Source organism: Pseudomonas sp. 7SR1 (genome assembly GCF_900156465.1).
In the GTDB taxonomy this organism is placed as follows: domain Bacteria; phylum Pseudomonadota; class Gammaproteobacteria; order Pseudomonadales; family Pseudomonadaceae; genus Aquipseudomonas.
On the sequence record NZ_LT707064.1, the window covers coordinates 3,485,660 to 3,500,360 of the forward strand.

General features: G+C 63.1%; 12 protein-coding genes. 8 read left to right on the top strand and 4 right to left on the bottom strand.

The window, feature by feature from the left end; translation table 11 throughout:
• Positions 1-84 precede the first annotated feature (84 nt).
• Positions 85-390, top strand: coding sequence for a hypothetical protein (locus BW992_RS15845; RefSeq protein ID WP_076406549.1), 306 nt, complete (start codon positions 85-87; stop codon positions 388-390).
• 235 nt (positions 391-625) lie between these two features.
• Here the strand turns inward: BW992_RS15845 and BW992_RS15850 are convergent, their stop codons facing one another.
• Positions 626-952 carry a DUF6124 family protein gene (locus BW992_RS15850; protein WP_072392118.1) on the bottom strand — a complete coding sequence of 109 codons (327 nt, stop codon included), beginning with the start codon at positions 950-952 and terminating at the stop codon, positions 626-628.
• Positions 953-1,526: 574 nt separating this feature from the next.
• Here BW992_RS15850 and BW992_RS15855 point away from each other — a divergent pair.
• On the top strand, positions 1,527-1,934 hold the full coding sequence (locus tag BW992_RS15855; protein WP_072430704.1) for a DUF6088 family protein: 408 nt from the start codon (positions 1,527-1,529) through the stop codon (positions 1,932-1,934).
• Complete coding sequence (locus BW992_RS15860) at positions 1,915-2,877, top strand: nucleotidyl transferase AbiEii/AbiGii toxin family protein (protein WP_076406552.1); 963 nt, start codon at positions 1,915-1,917, stop codon at positions 2,875-2,877. Before BW992_RS15855 ends, BW992_RS15860 begins: the two co-directional genes overlap by 20 nt.
• 47 nt (positions 2,878-2,924) lie before the next feature.
• Here BW992_RS15860 and BW992_RS15865 read toward each other — a convergent pair whose 3' ends face one another.
• From BW992_RS15865 to BW992_RS15875, 3 genes are read right to left on the bottom strand one after another with little or no spacing between them, the layout of a single operon-like run.
• A complete protein-coding gene (locus tag BW992_RS15865; protein WP_076406554.1) occupies positions 2,925-4,319 on the bottom strand; it encodes an efflux transporter outer membrane subunit in 1,395 nt (464 codons plus the stop codon).
• 10 nt (positions 4,320-4,329) lie between these two features.
• Positions 4,330-6,300 carry a MacB family efflux pump subunit gene (locus BW992_RS15870; RefSeq protein ID WP_072459411.1) on the bottom strand — a complete coding sequence of 657 codons (1,971 nt, stop codon included), beginning with the start codon at positions 6,298-6,300 and terminating at the stop codon, positions 4,330-4,332.
• Entirely contained in the window at positions 6,301-7,452 is a 1,152-nt protein-coding gene (locus BW992_RS15875; protein WP_072392127.1) for an efflux RND transporter periplasmic adaptor subunit, read from the bottom strand. It abuts the gene before it with no gap.
• 311 nt (positions 7,453-7,763) lie between these two features.
• Here BW992_RS15875 and BW992_RS15880 point away from each other — a divergent pair, with 311 nt between their 5' ends.
• The 5 genes from BW992_RS15880 to BW992_RS15900 all read left to right on the top strand — a co-directional run bounded on the left by BW992_RS15880 (position 7,764) and on the right by BW992_RS15900 (position 14,643).
• Positions 7,764-8,246, top strand: a complete 483-nt coding sequence (locus BW992_RS15880) for a sigma-70 family RNA polymerase sigma factor (protein ID WP_072459412.1) — start codon at positions 7,764-7,766, stop codon at positions 8,244-8,246.
• Positions 8,247-8,399: 153 nt separating this feature from the next.
• Entirely contained in the window at positions 8,400-9,734 is a 1,335-nt protein-coding gene (locus BW992_RS15885; protein WP_076406557.1) for a lysine N(6)-hydroxylase/L-ornithine N(5)-oxygenase family protein, read from the top strand.
• Positions 9,735-10,006: 272 nt separating this feature from the next.
• Positions 10,007-13,288, top strand: coding sequence for an ATP-binding protein (locus tag BW992_RS15890; protein WP_076406560.1), 3,282 nt, complete (start codon positions 10,007-10,009; stop codon positions 13,286-13,288).
• A 193-nt stretch (positions 13,289-13,481) separates the two neighbouring features.
• Positions 13,482-13,916: a chemotaxis protein CheY gene (locus BW992_RS15895; protein ID WP_072392139.1), complete on the top strand. Its 435-nt coding sequence runs from the start codon at positions 13,482-13,484 to the stop codon at positions 13,914-13,916.
• A gap of 112 nt (positions 13,917-14,028) precedes the next feature.
• Entirely contained in the window at positions 14,029-14,643 is a 615-nt protein-coding gene (locus BW992_RS15900) for a response regulator transcription factor (RefSeq protein ID WP_072392142.1), read from the top strand.
• The last annotated feature ends 58 nt before the right edge of the window (positions 14,644-14,701 follow it).

Genomic DNA, 14,701 nt, shown 5'->3' on the forward strand with positions numbered 1-14,701 from the left:
GTTAGTTCTTACAGCAGACAGCCTCGTCCTCTCGGCATAGAGTGCCTGCACTGCCATCGGATCATCTGCCAAAGGAGGCTTCGAATGGAAACCAGCAAAGGCATCCTGATTACCTTGACCGAGAAAACCGGGACGACTTTCGGGGCGGTGGAGATTGAATTCGTGACCCGCATGACGGGGTTCATCGATGACGACCCGGACACTGAGTTCATCGACTCGATTGTGTCCGCCTACGGCGTCCGGGTGACCAGGACAAACCCGCAAGGTCCCCTCGACAGGGTTTCGGTACATGGAGACATGGACGGGGATAATGACGTTGACGCGGCCGACAGTCAGGCGCTGATCGATCTCGCCATCGCCGCAACCAGGGTGCCCGAACCGGCAGGATAAACCCAGGCCACAGTGACCGCGGTCCGTCAGATACACCGCCATCGCGGGCAAGCCCAGCTCCCATAATGACAGCAGCTTGTCAGATACACCGCGAACCCCTGTGGGAGCGAGCCTGCTCGCGATAGGGCGGCACATCCAGCATCACCGGTTCAGGTAGACCGCATCGCGAGCAGGGCTCGCTCCCACAAAATGTGGCTCTTTCATATTGGGGGGCTTGATAGGACTTTGCTCAGGGCTACGGCCGTTCGGCGATATCCAGGGCGCGGTTCGCCAGCAGTTCGCCCAACTCGACCATCTGCTGGATCCCCAGCGCAAAATGCCGCCGCGAACCCTCCAGCTCGAACGCCAGTTCACTGGCCATGACATTGACCGAGGCCAGGGTCTCGCTGAGGTTGGCCAGCAGGCATTCCATGTCCACGCCTTCTGCCACGGTGAACAACTGGCCCGGTAATGGATTGGTCTTTTCAGGTTTGGGGTCGAGGTAGAAGGCGAGGGCGCGGTCGGCGGCTTCGTTGAGTTTTTTCGAGTCGTCTTCGGGGGGATTGGGGGTGATCTTGAACATGGTGCAGCTCCTGGTTATTCACGTGGGCTGACATTCATCACTTGCAGATGATGGGTGGCAGCTATGCGCGGGTCTGCAAGACCGGGAAACCAGGCACCCGGCAGACCCGAAGGTCTCCCACACACAGCCGCCATGAAACGAACAAAACCGTCTCGATGGGCTTGCGGCTACGCGCCTGGTTTTCGTCGGGCTTGCAGACCCGATCGCTGAAATCAGCGACCCGGAAACAGTAAAAGCCACGAGCCAGGCACACAAGCCGGCGGATTCTGGCGCAGTTGTAGGCAATGGCGCAAGGCGATGTAGCCTCGCTCGGGAGTCCTAAATGGCAGGATAAACAGAATCAAAGCCGGACACCCTGTGTACGGACATCGCCCACAGCTGCTTCAGAATCCGCCGGCTTGTGCGCTTTGTGCTTCATCGGTAGGTTGAGATTTGTCGCTACTGCTCTCTGAATTGGCCTGTATTCCCCATGCTGATCTATACTGAGCAAGCATGAGCACAGTTTGTATTGAAAAATTCATATGGAACAGTAGGTTGTGTACTTTTCGGGCTTAGGTGCCGTTTGAGGTGAGACATGATTATCGAGGAGCGCATCAGGAGATCAATCGCCTTGCGAAAGGACGACGTGTTTCTGCGCTCTGAATTTTCCAAGTTCGGCAGTTCCGCACAGGTATCCCGAGCGTTGCGTCATCTGGTGGCTAACGGTGTATTGGTCAGACTTGGCGTTGGCGTCTTCGCGAAGGCTAAAAACAGTGTGCTCACCGGCAAGCCAATCCCGATACGTCCGCTTGAAGTTCTGGCGCCTCTGGCTCTGCAGAAGCTTGGCGTGAAGATCACGGCGGGGCGCGCGTTGCGTGAATACAATGCCAGCGACAGTTTGCAGCTTCCCGCCGGCGTTGTTTTTGATACAGGCTCACGCCGTATTATCCGCAAGCTCGGCTTTGGTGGGCGCTACGTAGTTTATGAAAACCATCACGCCTGAGCAGGTTGAGTTGATTGATGCGGTACTGGCTGAGGTTGAGGTCGGTTTTCTGACCGCCAGCATTCTTGAAAAAGACATCCATGTAACCGATGCCTTGCAGCATCTGATGGGAATACAGTTTCCGGGCATTCGATTAGTGTTCTGTGGCGGGACGAGCCTGTCCAAGGCCTATCGATTGATCGAGCGCATGTCAGAAGACGTTGACTTGAAGATCGTATGGGACAAGTCGAGCATGTTCAGTGCTTCGGCTCAAAAGCGACACCTCAGTCAGTTGAAGGCTGAGGTTTCCCAGGGGCTCGCCAGGCTTGGCTTCGAAGAAATCGTGGACGCGCGTATTGCCCGGAATGAAAACCGATATTTCTCCAGTCGTTGGCAATATGCACCTCAATACCCGCACGACTTGAGTTTGCGCCCTTATCTGAGCCTGGAACTGACCGCACGAATGCCTGAGTTCGAAGTGACTCTGCGACCGCTGGAACACTTGGTGGATAGACTTGCCGCAAGGCCTGGGTACTTGGGAAGTATCCCCTGTGTAGCGGTTGAAGAAACACTTGCGGAAAAAGTCATTTCATTTCTTCGGCGTTATGCCCAGCACCAGGCCGGGGCCATGCTTCAGGCGTGGGACGATACATTGGTGCGTCATATCTACGACGTTTATTGCATCAGCCTTGCCGATCCTGCCGTCAGCGAACGAGCCGCCAGCGGTTTCAAAAAACTGGTGAACTTCGACGCCGCTGAATTTGGTCGGCAGTTTCCTCCGTTCGCTGCCAATCCAGGAAAGGTCATGCAGAGAGCCCTCGATCAAAGCAGCTCGGACGCGGCGATTCGTGGCCAGTATGACGCGAGGCTGATGCCGTTGATTTTTGGCTCCATCCGCCCCGGCTTCGACGAGGCTTTTGCAGTGTTTCGTGAACACGCCGAGTTGTTGATTCGAACTCTTTGAATGCTTGGTCAGATTAGCTGGCCTCCGCGTGTTACTTGGTTTTAGCCTTACATCACCTGCCACCCACCACCCAATGCCTTGTACAACGCCACGCTAGCCTGCACCCGCGCCAATCGCAATTGCACGTTCATGTCCTGGGCGGCGTACAGCGTCCGTTGGGTTTCCAGCACCGTGAGCAGGTCTTCTGCGCCGGCCCGGTAGCGGCTCTGGGCGATGTCGAAGGCGGTCTGGGCCTGGTGCAGTTCTTCGGTCTGCCACTGCCGTTGCTGGTCCAGGCCGTCGATGCCGTTCAGGGCTTTCTCGACATCGGCGAAGCCGTTGACGATGGCGGCGCGGTAGAGCTCCAGCAACTCCTCCTGGCGGGCGGTGGCCCTGTCCCGTTCGGCCTTGAGGCGGCCGTTGTTGAAGATCGGCGCGGCCAGGCCGGCGCTGAGGTTGTAGACGTTGTTGCGCAACAGCTGGTCGGCGATGTCGGCGCCGGTGGCCAGGCCCAGGCCCAGGGTCACGGAGGGCAGCATCGCGGCGCGGGCCACGGTGATGTCGGCCTGGGCCGCCGCGAGGCGCGCTTCGGCGGCGGCAATGTCCGGCCGCCGGCGCAGCAGCTCGCTGGGTACCCCGGCGTCGACGGACGGCCAGTTCAGGCGGTCGAAGGGTTCATCCTCGATCCGGATCGACTGCACCGGTTGTCCCAGTAAGGTGGCCAGGGTAATCAGGGCTTCCCGGGCCTGTTGCTGCACTTGGGGCAACCGGCGCTGTTGGGCCGCCACCAGGCTTTTTTGCTGGGACAGCTCCAGGGCCGTGGCGCTGCCGGCGTCGTAACGGGTCTGGACCAACTGGAGCACGTTGTGGGCGTTGGCCAGGTTCAGCTCGGCGATGCGCTGTTGTTCGCGAAGGGACAACGCCTGGGTGTAGCTATTGGCGACCCCGCTGAGCAGGGTCAGCTCCACGGTCGCCTGGTCGAACCGGCTGGCTTGCAGTGTGTTCAGCGCGCTGTCCCGGGCCGCCCGTTTACCGCCCCAGAAGTCCAGCTCGTAGGTGGCGCTGAGGTGGGCATCGTAGTAATCGATGGTGCGGTTGTTCCGGTCCACGTCCAGCTGGCTGTAACCCTGGCCTCGCAGCAATTCCTGGCGGTTGCCGTTGAGCCCGGCGGTGATCTCGGGCAGCAGTGGGGCACCGGCGATCACCGCGCTGGCCTGTGCCTGGCGAACCCTGGCCATGGCGGCGGCCAGGTCGTGGCTGTCCAGGCGCGCCTGTTCGATCAGGCGGTTCAATTGCGTGCTGCCAAATTGCGTCCACCATTGCTGGTTATCTGCGCGAGCATTGGGCGTATGGAGGCTCTGCCAGGCCGGTGGTGGCTGGATGCCGCTGTCCGGCGCTGGCACCGGGCTGGCGCAGGCCGCCAATAGCAGGCTGGCGGCCAGGAGGGTCAGGTGCGCTTTCATAGATTGGGATTCATTCACTGGTGAGGGCCGCGACCGGGTCGAGGCGGGCGGCCTTGCGAGCCGGCATGAAGCCGAAGACGACGCCGGTGACCAGGGCGCAGCCGAAGGCGCCGAACACCGCCAGCCATTCGAAGGCCACGGCGATCCTGCCCAGCAGCAACGCGCCGCCCACCAGCAGGGCCAGGCCAATGCCAGCGAGCCCACCCACCACCGAGAGCATGACCGCTTCGGTGAGGAACTGGCGCAGGATGTCGCGCTGGCGAGCGCCGGTGGCCATGCGGATGCCGATCTCACGGGTCCGCTCGCGCACGGTCATGAGCATGATGTTCATCACGCCGATGCCTCCCACCAGCAGCGAGATCGCAGCAATGGCCCCGAGCATCAGCGACAGCGTGCCCTGGGTCCGGGCTTCGGCCTGGATCATCGCGGCGTTGTTGGTCAGTTCGAAATCCTGCTTGCCGTCGTGCAGGCGCAGCAGGGTCCGGGAAATGGCCTGCTCGGCCTCCTTGACCTTGCCCGCGTCCCGGGCGGCGATCACCACGTATTCGGGATGACGGGTGCCGAACAGCCTGACGCTGGCGGCGGAGTAGGGCACGGCGATGCGGTTGTCGGCGTCCGAATCCCCGGAACTGGCGCCTTTTTCCGCCAGTACGCCGACCACCTGGAACGGCATGTTCTCGATCAGGATATAGCGGCCGATGGGATCGGCGATGTCCTTGAGCAGTTTCTGCCGGACCTTGTGGCCGATCACCGCCACCGCCGCCGCGCCTTGTTCATCGGCGTCGGTGAAATAGCTGCCCTCGGTCACCGGCCAGTTGAAGATCGTCGGGAAATTCGTGTCGTTGCCGCCCACGTAACTGGTGTGGTCGAGGTTGCCGAAACGCACGCTGGCGTTGGCGCCGTTGACCGGCATGATGCGTTGCACCTCGGGCAGGGCGGCGAGGGCCGCCAGGTCATGCTCGCTGATGATGCCCTTGGCGGCGCGTGGAGTGGGCGCGGAGCCGTTGAGGTAGATGATGTTGGAGCCGAACGCTCCCATCTGCGCCATGACCTGGCGCTTGCTGCCTTCGCCCACCGCCAGCATCACCACCACCGAGGCCACGCCGATGACGATGCCGAGCAGGGTCAGGGCGGTGCGGAAGCGGTTGATCCACATCACCCGCCACGCCGCCTGTACCGCGTCCACCAGCTCGCCTTTCCAGGCGCCGTTGTGTTCGCTGCCGGCGCTCAGGCGCTGGCGCAGGTCCACGGCCTGCAGTGCTTTCGGGTTGGCTCGCGGCGGTGGCGTATCGGTGCGGGCGCTGTCGCTGATGATCAGCCCGTCGCGGACCTCGATGATGCGTTTGGCCCGGGCCGCCACTTCGCGGTCATGGGTAATCAGGATCACCACATGGCCCTGGCTTGCCAGTTCGTCGAGCAAGGCCATGACCTCGATGCCGCTCTGGCTGTCGAGGGCGCCGGTGGGCTCGTCGGCGAGGATGATGTGCCCGCCGTTCATCAAGGCCCGGGCAATCGACACCCGCTGCTGCTGGCCCCCGGACAATTGATGCGGACGGTTGCCGGTGCGGCTGGCCAGGCCCAGGCGTTCGAGCAGGGCGCTGGCCCGGGCGTGACGCTCGGCGGCAGAGGTACCGGCATAGATGGCCGGCATCTCGACGTTTTCCTGGGCCGTGCCGGACGGGATCAGGTGATAGCCCTGGAACACGAAGCCGAACGCCTCGCGCCGCAACCAGGCCAGTTCGTCGCTGCCCAGGCGAGCGACGTCCTCGCCGGCAAAACGGTACTCGCCGCTGGTAGGGCGATCGAGGCAACCGAGGATGTTCATCAAGGTGGACTTGCCGGAGCCGGACGCCCCGACGATCGCCAGGAACTCCCCGGCATGGATCGACAGGTCGATGCCGCGCAGCACCTCCACCCGCGGACTGTCGCCGCCACCATAGGCCTTGCGGATGTCCCGCAGTTCGATCAGGGGCGTGTCCATTCAGCCCCCGTTGCCAGCGGCCGGACCGATGAGCACCCGCTCGCCCTCGCTGAGGCCGTCGAGGATCTGGGTGCGCAGGCGATCGCTGACGCCGGTCCGGACGCTGCGTGCCTGGACATCGCCGTTGGCGGCCAGCACCCGCACCTGGCCGGCGTTGTCCTGCAAGGCCGCGGTGGGCACGGTCAACACATCGTGGGCCTGGGCGGCGACGAAGAACACCTGGGCGGTCATGTCGGTCATCAGGGCGCGGTCGGCGTTATCCACATCCAGCAACACGGTATAGAGCACCACCCGCTCGGTGCCGCTGCGCCCTCCCGTGGGGCTGCCGCCCTGGCTGGCTTCCAGCGGGCGCGGCGGCACGGGGAGAATCTGGCGCACGGTGCTGCTCCAGCGCCGGCCGCCCCCCGCCAGGGTGGTGAAGTAGGCGGTCATGCCCGGCTTGACGTGACCGATGTCCGCCTCCGACACCTCGGCCCAGACCGTCATCGGCGACAGCCGGGCGATGCGCAGGATCAACGGTGTCTGTTGCTGGGCATTGAGGGTCTGGCCTTCCCGGGCCCCGACAGCCACCACAGTGCCGGCCATGGGCGCATAGATGCGGGTATAGCCCAGCTCGGCCTCGTCACTGCGCAGGCTGGCCTGGGCCTGGCGGATCTGGGCCTGGAACATGTCGATGCGGGCCTGGGTCGCGCGCACTTCGGCCTGGGCCGTCTGCACGTCTTCCTCGCGGGTGGCGCCGCCGGCCTTGAGTTGCTGCTGACGGCGGAATTTCTGCTGCGCCAGGTCGTGCTGTGCCCGTTGTTCCTGGAGCTGGGCCTTGAGGTTTTCGATGGAGAAGCGCCCGGCATCCAGCCTGGCCTGTTGCGTGGAAGGATCGATTTCCACCAGCAACTGCCCCTCGCGAACCTCGTCGCCGGCCTCCACGTGGATCTTCTGGATCTGCCCGGAGGCCTGTGCGCCCACATCCACATAACGTCGTGGCTGCAACGTTCCCAGGGCGGTCACGCTGTTTTCGATATCGCCCCGGGTGACGGCGACGGTGGCCAGGGGGGCGTTATTCGGTACCACCGCCTGCCAGGCGGCGAAGGCCACGGCTGGGAGCACGGCGAAAGTCAGAAGCCAGGCGCGACGGGTGGGTCGGGGACGTTTCATGCAGGGTTCCGGCCGGTGAAATCGGGCCCGTTCCAGGGAGGGCGGGGACGGGGGCTGTTCTGGTAAACGAGCGCTTTGGACGGGAATTTACTGGCTTGAAACACTTGGTAGCAGGTTGAAGGGAAGACAACTCAATCGCCGATCCATGGATGCGGTGGTGGCGGGATTTATCTGTGATACAAACGAATGCTTTAAATCTATATGAGAATTACTATAAATTACGCGATTGAATCTGACACCATTGTGCTACGCCTTTTCGAGCGGGCCGGGTGGCAGAGGGATAGCTGTCGCAGCCATTGCGCACGGGAGTCATGTTGGAAAACTACTATCGCGAGCTGGTGTGTTTCCTGAACGCCAGGCTAGGCAACCGCCAGGCGGCCGAGGATGTGGTGCATGACGCCTATGTGCGGGTGCTGGAGCGTGCCAGCGATACGCCCATCGAACAGCCCCGGGCGTTCCTTTATCGCACGGCGCTGAACCTGGTGATCGACGGGCATCGACGCAATACCCTGCGCCAGGTCGAATCCCTGGATGTGCTCGACAGCGAAGAACGTTTCTTCACACCATCGCCCCATACCAGCCTCGACCATGGCCAGCGCCTGGACATGCTGCAACGTGCGCTGGCCGAACTGCCGCCGCTGTGCCGGGAAAGCTTTTTGCTGCGCAAGCTCGAAGGCCTGTCTCACCCGCAGATCGCCGAGCGCCTGGGCATTTCCCGGGCACTGGTGGAAAAGCACATCGTCAATGCCATGAAACACTGCCGTATCCGCGTCCGGCAGTGGGACAGGGGCTGAACCTCGTCGCGCGTTAAATTTCCTTTCATCGTCCTCGTTACCACTCAACAGCAACTACTGACGACTTGCCGGCCCGGTTGCATGGGCACCGCCGGCCGGTTTTCCCGGCTTTTCGCGCCCTGTTGAGGGGCTTCTCTCCAGAGGACACTGGACATGACACAGGCAACTGCAACGCCCCACGTTCACGATTTGATCGGCATCGGCTTCGGCCCCTCGAACCTGGCGTTGGCCATCGCGTTGCAGGAGCGCGGCCCGGTCCAGGGCGAGCTGGATGCGCTGTTCCTCGACAAGCAGGCCGACTATCGCTGGCACGGCAATACCCTGGTGACCCAGAGCGAGCTGCAGATCTCCTTCCTCAAGGACCTGGTGACCCTGCGCAACCCCACCAGCCCCTATTCGTTCGTCAACTACCTCAAGCAGCACGGTCGCCTGGTGGACTTCATCAACCTGGGCACCTTCTACCCGTGTCGCATGGAGTACAACGACTACCTGCGCTGGGTCGCCGCACAGTTCGCCGGGCAGAGCCGCTACGGCGAGGAAGTGTTGCGTATCGAACCGGTGCTGCAGCACCAGCAGGTCGAAGCCCTGCGGGTGATCTCCCGGGACGAGCAGGGCAAGGAGCGAGTGCGTACCGCCCGCTCGGTGGTGGTGAGCGCCGGTGGCACGCCGCGTATTCCGGCGGCATTCAAGGCGTTCAAGGACGATCGCCGGGTGTTCCACCATTCCCGCTACCTGGAGTGCATGGCGGCCCAGCCTTGTGTGAAAGGCCAGCCCATGAACATCGCCATCATCGGCGGCGGCCAGAGTGCCGCGGAAGCCTTCATCGACCTCAACGACAGTTTTCCTTCGGCGCGGGTCGACATGATCCTGCGCGGCTCGGCCCTCAAGCCGGCCGACGACAGCCCGTTCGTCAACGAAGTGTTCTCGCCGGAGTTCACCGACCTGGTGTTCCAGCAACCCCACAGCGAGCGCGAGCGCCTGATCAACGAGTACCACAACACCAATTATTCGGTGGTGGACATCGACCTGATCGAACGCATCTACGGCATCTTCTATCGGCAGAAAGTCTCCGGCATCGCCCGCCACGCGTTCCGTACCCTCACCACTGTGGAAAAAGCCACCGCCACCGACGCGGGCGTGGAACTGGCGGTACGCAACAACGCCACCGGCGAGGTGAGCGTGCGTCTCTACGACGCCGTGGTGCTGGCCACGGGATACGAGCGCCAGACGCACCGCACCTTGCTGGCGCCGCTTGCGCAATACCTGGGCGACTTCGAAGTGGACCGCAACTACAAGCTGGTCACCGACGAGCGCTGCAAGACTGCGATCTATATGCAGGGTTTCTGCCAGGCCAGTCATGGTCTGAGCGATACCTTGCTGTCGATCCTGCCGGTGCGCGCCGATGAGATCGCCGGCTCGCTGTATGAGCATGCCAAGTACCACGACCAGAGCCGCCCGGTACGCGACCAACTGCTGGCCGCGGTGTAGACGACATCAGCGCGATCCCTGTGGGGGCAGGCGGCACCCACAGGTCTTGTTCACGTCTTTTCGGCGGGCCTGGGCCATAAGTCGTTGGCCTCAGGCAGGCAAATCCTCGGAAATTTCCTACACTCAATCCACGCCTGTCACCGTTCGATAGGCGTATGGACGGTTCGCTGTTCCCTCGCATTGGCAGTCTGAACCTATCAGCCGGTCACTCGGGCTCGACCTGAAGCCAGCGGTGCGCCGGGCCGATTTCGCCAAGCGAAACCCCGATTCAGATGATGCAGCTTCTACGCACGGGCCTGGTGGCACTGTTGCTGGGCTCGTTGAGTGTGATGCCACAGGCTGGCGCGGCTCCCGAATGGCTGGAGGTACTCGGGCGCTCTCACGTGGACGATTATTCGGTGTCCCTGGAGGCGGCGGACCAGGCCTGGTTGCGGCAGAAGGGCACGTTGCGGCTGGGGGCCTCGGCGCCGGATTACGCACCCTTCAGCATCACCGGCAATGGCCGCGACTATGAGGGCCTGACCGCCGACTACGCGCAGTTGCTCGGGCAGCTGCTGCAGGTCCAGGTGCGGGTGCTGCGCTATCCGTCCCGTGCCGAATCGCTGCAGGCGCTGCGCGAGGGTGAAATCGACCTGCTCGGCACGGCCAACGGCTTCGAGGCCGACGATCCGGCGCTGGTGATGTCGCGGGCCTACGCCGATGACCTGCCCACCCTGGTGGCCCGCATCGACGACAGCCAGGATCTGCCCCCGGACCTGGCGGGCAAGCGGCTGGCGATGCTCTACCACTATTTGCCACCGGAACGGGTCGAGGCGTTCTATCCCGACGCGACCTTGCAACTGTACCCCTCGACATTGAGTGCCATCGGCGCCGTGGCGTTCGGCCAGGCCGATGTCTATCTGGGGGATTCCATCAGTTCCAACTACCTGATCAGCAAGAATTACCTGAACAACGTCCAACTGGCGGACTTCTCGCGCCTGGAAGTACAGCCGTTCGCCTTTGCCCTCAGGCGCGACAATGCGCGCCTGCTGCGGCTCGTGAACGCGGCGTTGCAAGCCATTCCCACCGGCGAAAACATGGTGATCCAGCGCCGCTGGAGCGCCGGCGGCGCGAGCATGCCGGGCCAGCAGGCGCTGCATTTCAGCGTCGATGAACAGCGTTGGCTGGAGGCCCATCCGCGGATCAGGGTGGTGATCGACGAGAACTTCCTGCCGCTGACGTTCACTGACGAACAAGGTCACTTGCGGGGCATCAGCGCCGATGTGCTGGCCAGGATCAGCTTGCGCACCGGCCTGAAGTTCGATATCCAGCGTGGCAAATCGGTGTACGACCTGATCGACCAAGTCAGGAGTGGCCGGGCCGATGTGTTGGCGGCAATCACCATCAGCACCGGCGCCGAGGATGACGACACGCTGCGTTTCACCCGGCCGTACCTGACCAACCCCTTCGTGCTGGTGACCTCCCTGAAGGGCAAGGCTCCGTTGACCCTCGACCAGATGGAAGGCAAGCGGCTGGCGCTGGTGCGAGGCAATGTCTTGCAGCCCTACCTGCAGGAAACCTTTGCGAAGGTGCAACTGGTGCCTGCGCAAAACGTGCCCGAGGCCATGGCCATGGTCGCCGCCGGTACCGTGGATGGTGCGGTCAATTCGTTGATCAGCGCCCGCTACATGATCTCGCGCCAATACCGCGACCGGTTGCAGGTCACCAGCACCGTGGGCACCTTGCCGGCACGCATTGCCCTGGCGACCCACCGGGATGCGTCGCAGCTGCATGGCATTCTCGACAAGGCGCTGCTGGGCATCTCTCCCGAGGAAATGGACGAGCTGACCAACCGCTGGCGCAGTGAGGTGGTGATCGATGACAGCTACTGGCTGCGCAACCGCACCACCATCGTCCAGGGATTTGCCATCGCCGCGCTGCTGTTGCTGCTGGCCCTGGGCTGGGTCGCTTATCTGCGGCGGTTGCTGGAGCAATTGCGTGTGGCCAAGGCCAGCGCCGACGACGCCAATCGGGCCAAGACCACGTTCGTGGCAACCATGAGCCATGAAATCCGCACGCCAATGAACGCGGTGATCGGCATGCTGGAGCTGGCGCAGAAAAAAGCCGAACAAGGCGTCGTGGACCGGGAGGCTATCGAGGTCGCTTCCGGGGCGGCCCATGGCTTGCTGGATCTGATCGGCGACATCCTCGACATCGCCCGTATCGAGTCAGGGCGCCTGTCCCTGGCGCCGGAACGGGCCAACCTGCGGCAGTTGGTCGAGTCGGTGGCGCGGATGTTCGAAGGCCTGGCGCGACACAAGCACCTGGACCTGCCCCAGGACCTGGGCGAAGCGGCCAATCGCGATGTGCTGATCGATCCGTTGCGCTTCAAGCAGATCGTCTCGAACCTGCTGGGCAATGCCATCAAGTTCACCGACCGGGGACAGGTGCGCCTGAGCCTGCAGGCCGAGCCAGGGCCTGACGGTGAGCGCCTGGATATTCGCCTGCGGATCGAAGACACCGGTTGCGGGATCGCCCGGCAAGACCAGGAGCAGCTGTTTCGCCCTTTCACCCAGGCCCCTCACTCGCGCCAGTCGGCTCGCAGCGGGGCCGGGCTGGGATTGGTCATCAGCCACACCTTGTGCGAAATGATGGACGGTAGCCTGACACTGGAGAGTGCGCCGGGGCAGGGGACTCAGGTGGAGGTGCGCCTGAGCCTGCCCTTGCTCGACGCCCTGGCGCCGGTTCCCAAGCTGGAGGTCGCGCCGGCGACGTCGGCCCGGCGGCTGGACATTCTGGTGGTGGACGACCACCCGGCCAACCGTCTGCTGCTGTCCCGGCAGTTGAGCTACCTGGGGCATCGGGTCGAGGTGGCCGAGGACGGTGTCCAGGGGCTGCGCGCCTGGCGCGACGGACACTTCGACGCGGTCATCAGCGACTGCAACATGCCGTCGATGAACGGCTATGAACTGGCCCGGGCCATTCGCGCCGACGAGCGCATCCGAGGCCAGGCGCCAGCAGTGATCCTGGGGGTCACGGCCAATGCCCAGCGCGAGGAAAAGGACCGCTGCGTCGAAGCCGGGATGGATGATTGCCTGTTCAAGCCCATCGGTCTCACGGCGCTGAGGGCGCGCCTGGAGGACGTCATCGATGCCCGGGCCGGCGGGACTGAGTCCGCCGCGGCCATCGACGACCTCGACTTGAGCAGCCTTGAAGAACTGACGGGGGGCGACACCGCTTCGCTCAGGGAACTGCTGGGCACCTTGCTGCGCAGCAATACCGACGACGAGGCACGTCTGGTGCACCTGGCAGACCGCCGTGATGTGCCTGGGCTCGCGGACCTGGCGCATCGGATCAAGGGCGGGGCGCGGATGATCCAGGCACAACACCTGATCGCCGCCTGCGAAGCCCTGGAGGATGCCTGCCGAAGCGCCGACGCCTCATCGGTGGCCAGTGCGGTGGAGGATGTGCGCCAGGCCATGGAGCAACTGGCCCAACGTCTGCAGGACCATCTGGCGGGAGGAACCGCCCGTGCCGGACCGCGAAGCGATACCGGCGGTTTTTTGCGCGAATGACATGGCGATCCTTGCGTCGGGGATGGCTTTTTCCGACTCTTTTTAGGACTCGTCCTACAGCGCCCCCGAAAAGCTTCCTCTAGCCTGACGCCCCTTAACGTTCACGAGCCGGCTTCTGGCACTTTGTACGAAAGTCGCGCAGGCACTTTCGCTACGAAGCCTAGCCGTCGCGTTGTCATTGGGATGCCTTGTCATGCCGAACAAAGCACTACGTATCATGATTGCCGATACACAACATTCTCATCGGATGAGGCTCGAGTTCCTGTTCAACCAGCAGGGCTATTACCGCATTGCCCCCGTGAGCCACGCGCAGGAACTGATGACACTGGTGGAATACACCAGCGAGCCGTTCGACCTGCTTGTCGTCGATGCCTGCCTGGCAGACGGCGTGCTGCAACTGCCCGGTCTTTTCCTCGATAACCCCCAGCTGCGTCACGGGCTGATCTACAACACCCGCCAGGCCGGGCTGTTGTCGGTTCCGGTCTCGCGTCGCTCCAGTGTGCAGCTGCATCCTGCGCCACTGCCCGACCTGGCTTCACTGGCGCGCCTGATGGAACAGGTCGATCCCCAGGAACACGGGGTGGGGCAGACCTGGAGAAGCTCCGCCATCCAGGGGCTCGGCGGCTGATCTCGACCATTGGTCGGGACTGTCAGACCTGACAGGTGGCCCGGCCTGCCGCCTGTGCAAGAGTCCGGTGCAGTCATGGCATCGGTGTCGTCAATTCATCTGGGGAATAGCCTTGAAGAACGTGTTGATCGTGGATGACCACCCTGTCATACGGGGGGCGCTGCGGCTGATTTGCCAGAACGAAGGGTTTTCACGCGTCAGAGACGCCAGCGGCGTGGCCGATGCCAGGGCGCTCATCAAGGAAAGTGCGCCGGACCTGGTGATTCTGGACCTGGTGATGAATGGTTTCGATGGCCTGGACCTGCTGGTCTGGATCATGGCCCAGCACCCCGAATGCGCGGTGCTGGTATTCACCTCCCAGGATGCCCAGCACTTCTGTAACCGTTGCATCTCGGCGGGAGCGAGGGGCTTCGTGACCAAGCGAAGCGACCTGAAGGAACTGGCCAAGGCGCTGCACGCCTTGAAGTCCGGTTATTCCTATTTCCCCCAGATGCCTGTCCGGCTCGACCTGCGGCAGCGCACCGAACAGCAGGCCCTGGAAAGCCTTTCCACCCGGGAGCTGTCCATCCTGCGGATGCTCGCCATGGGCATGCGGGGCAAGGATGTGGCCGAATCCCTGTTCCTGAGCCCGAAGACCGTCAGCACCTACAAGACCCGTCTGCTGGAAAAGCTGGGCTTGAAGACCCTGGTGGGGTTGTCGGATTTTGCCAAGCGCAATCACCTGTAAACCGTGATCGTCCTTCAGGTAGAACGCTGAGGCTGGTTTTTGCAGCCTAGCGGATCGA

Bases quoted from the DNA above. Each gene is read 5' to 3' on its own strand.
- BW992_RS15850 (WP_072392118.1), bottom strand. From the start codon at position 952: ATGTTCAAGATCACCCCCAATCCCCCCGAAGACGACTCGAAAAAACTC.
- BW992_RS15875 (WP_072392127.1), bottom strand. From the start codon at position 7,452: ATGAAACGTCCCCGACCCACCCGTCGCGCCTGGCTTCTGACTTTCGCC.
- BW992_RS15885 (WP_076406557.1), top strand. From the start codon at position 8,400: ATGACACAGGCAACTGCAACGCCCCACGTTCACGATTTGATCGGCATC.
- BW992_RS15860 (WP_076406552.1), top strand. From the start codon at position 1,915: ATGAAAACCATCACGCCTGAGCAGGTTGAGTTGATTGATGCGGTACTG.
- BW992_RS15895 (WP_072392139.1), top strand. From the start codon at position 13,482: ATGCCGAACAAAGCACTACGTATCATGATTGCCGATACACAACATTCT.
- BW992_RS15890 (WP_076406560.1), top strand. From the start codon at position 10,007: ATGATGCAGCTTCTACGCACGGGCCTGGTGGCACTGTTGCTGGGCTCG.
- BW992_RS15855 (WP_072430704.1), top strand. From the start codon at position 1,527: ATGATTATCGAGGAGCGCATCAGGAGATCAATCGCCTTGCGAAAGGAC.
- BW992_RS15865 (WP_076406554.1), bottom strand. From the start codon at position 4,319: ATGAAAGCGCACCTGACCCTCCTGGCCGCCAGCCTGCTATTGGCGGCC.
- BW992_RS15870 (WP_072459411.1), bottom strand. From the start codon at position 6,300: ATGGACACGCCCCTGATCGAACTGCGGGACATCCGCAAGGCCTATGGT.
- BW992_RS15845 (WP_076406549.1), top strand. From the start codon at position 85: ATGGAAACCAGCAAAGGCATCCTGATTACCTTGACCGAGAAAACCGGG.
- BW992_RS15880 (WP_072459412.1), top strand. From the start codon at position 7,764: ATGTTGGAAAACTACTATCGCGAGCTGGTGTGTTTCCTGAACGCCAGG.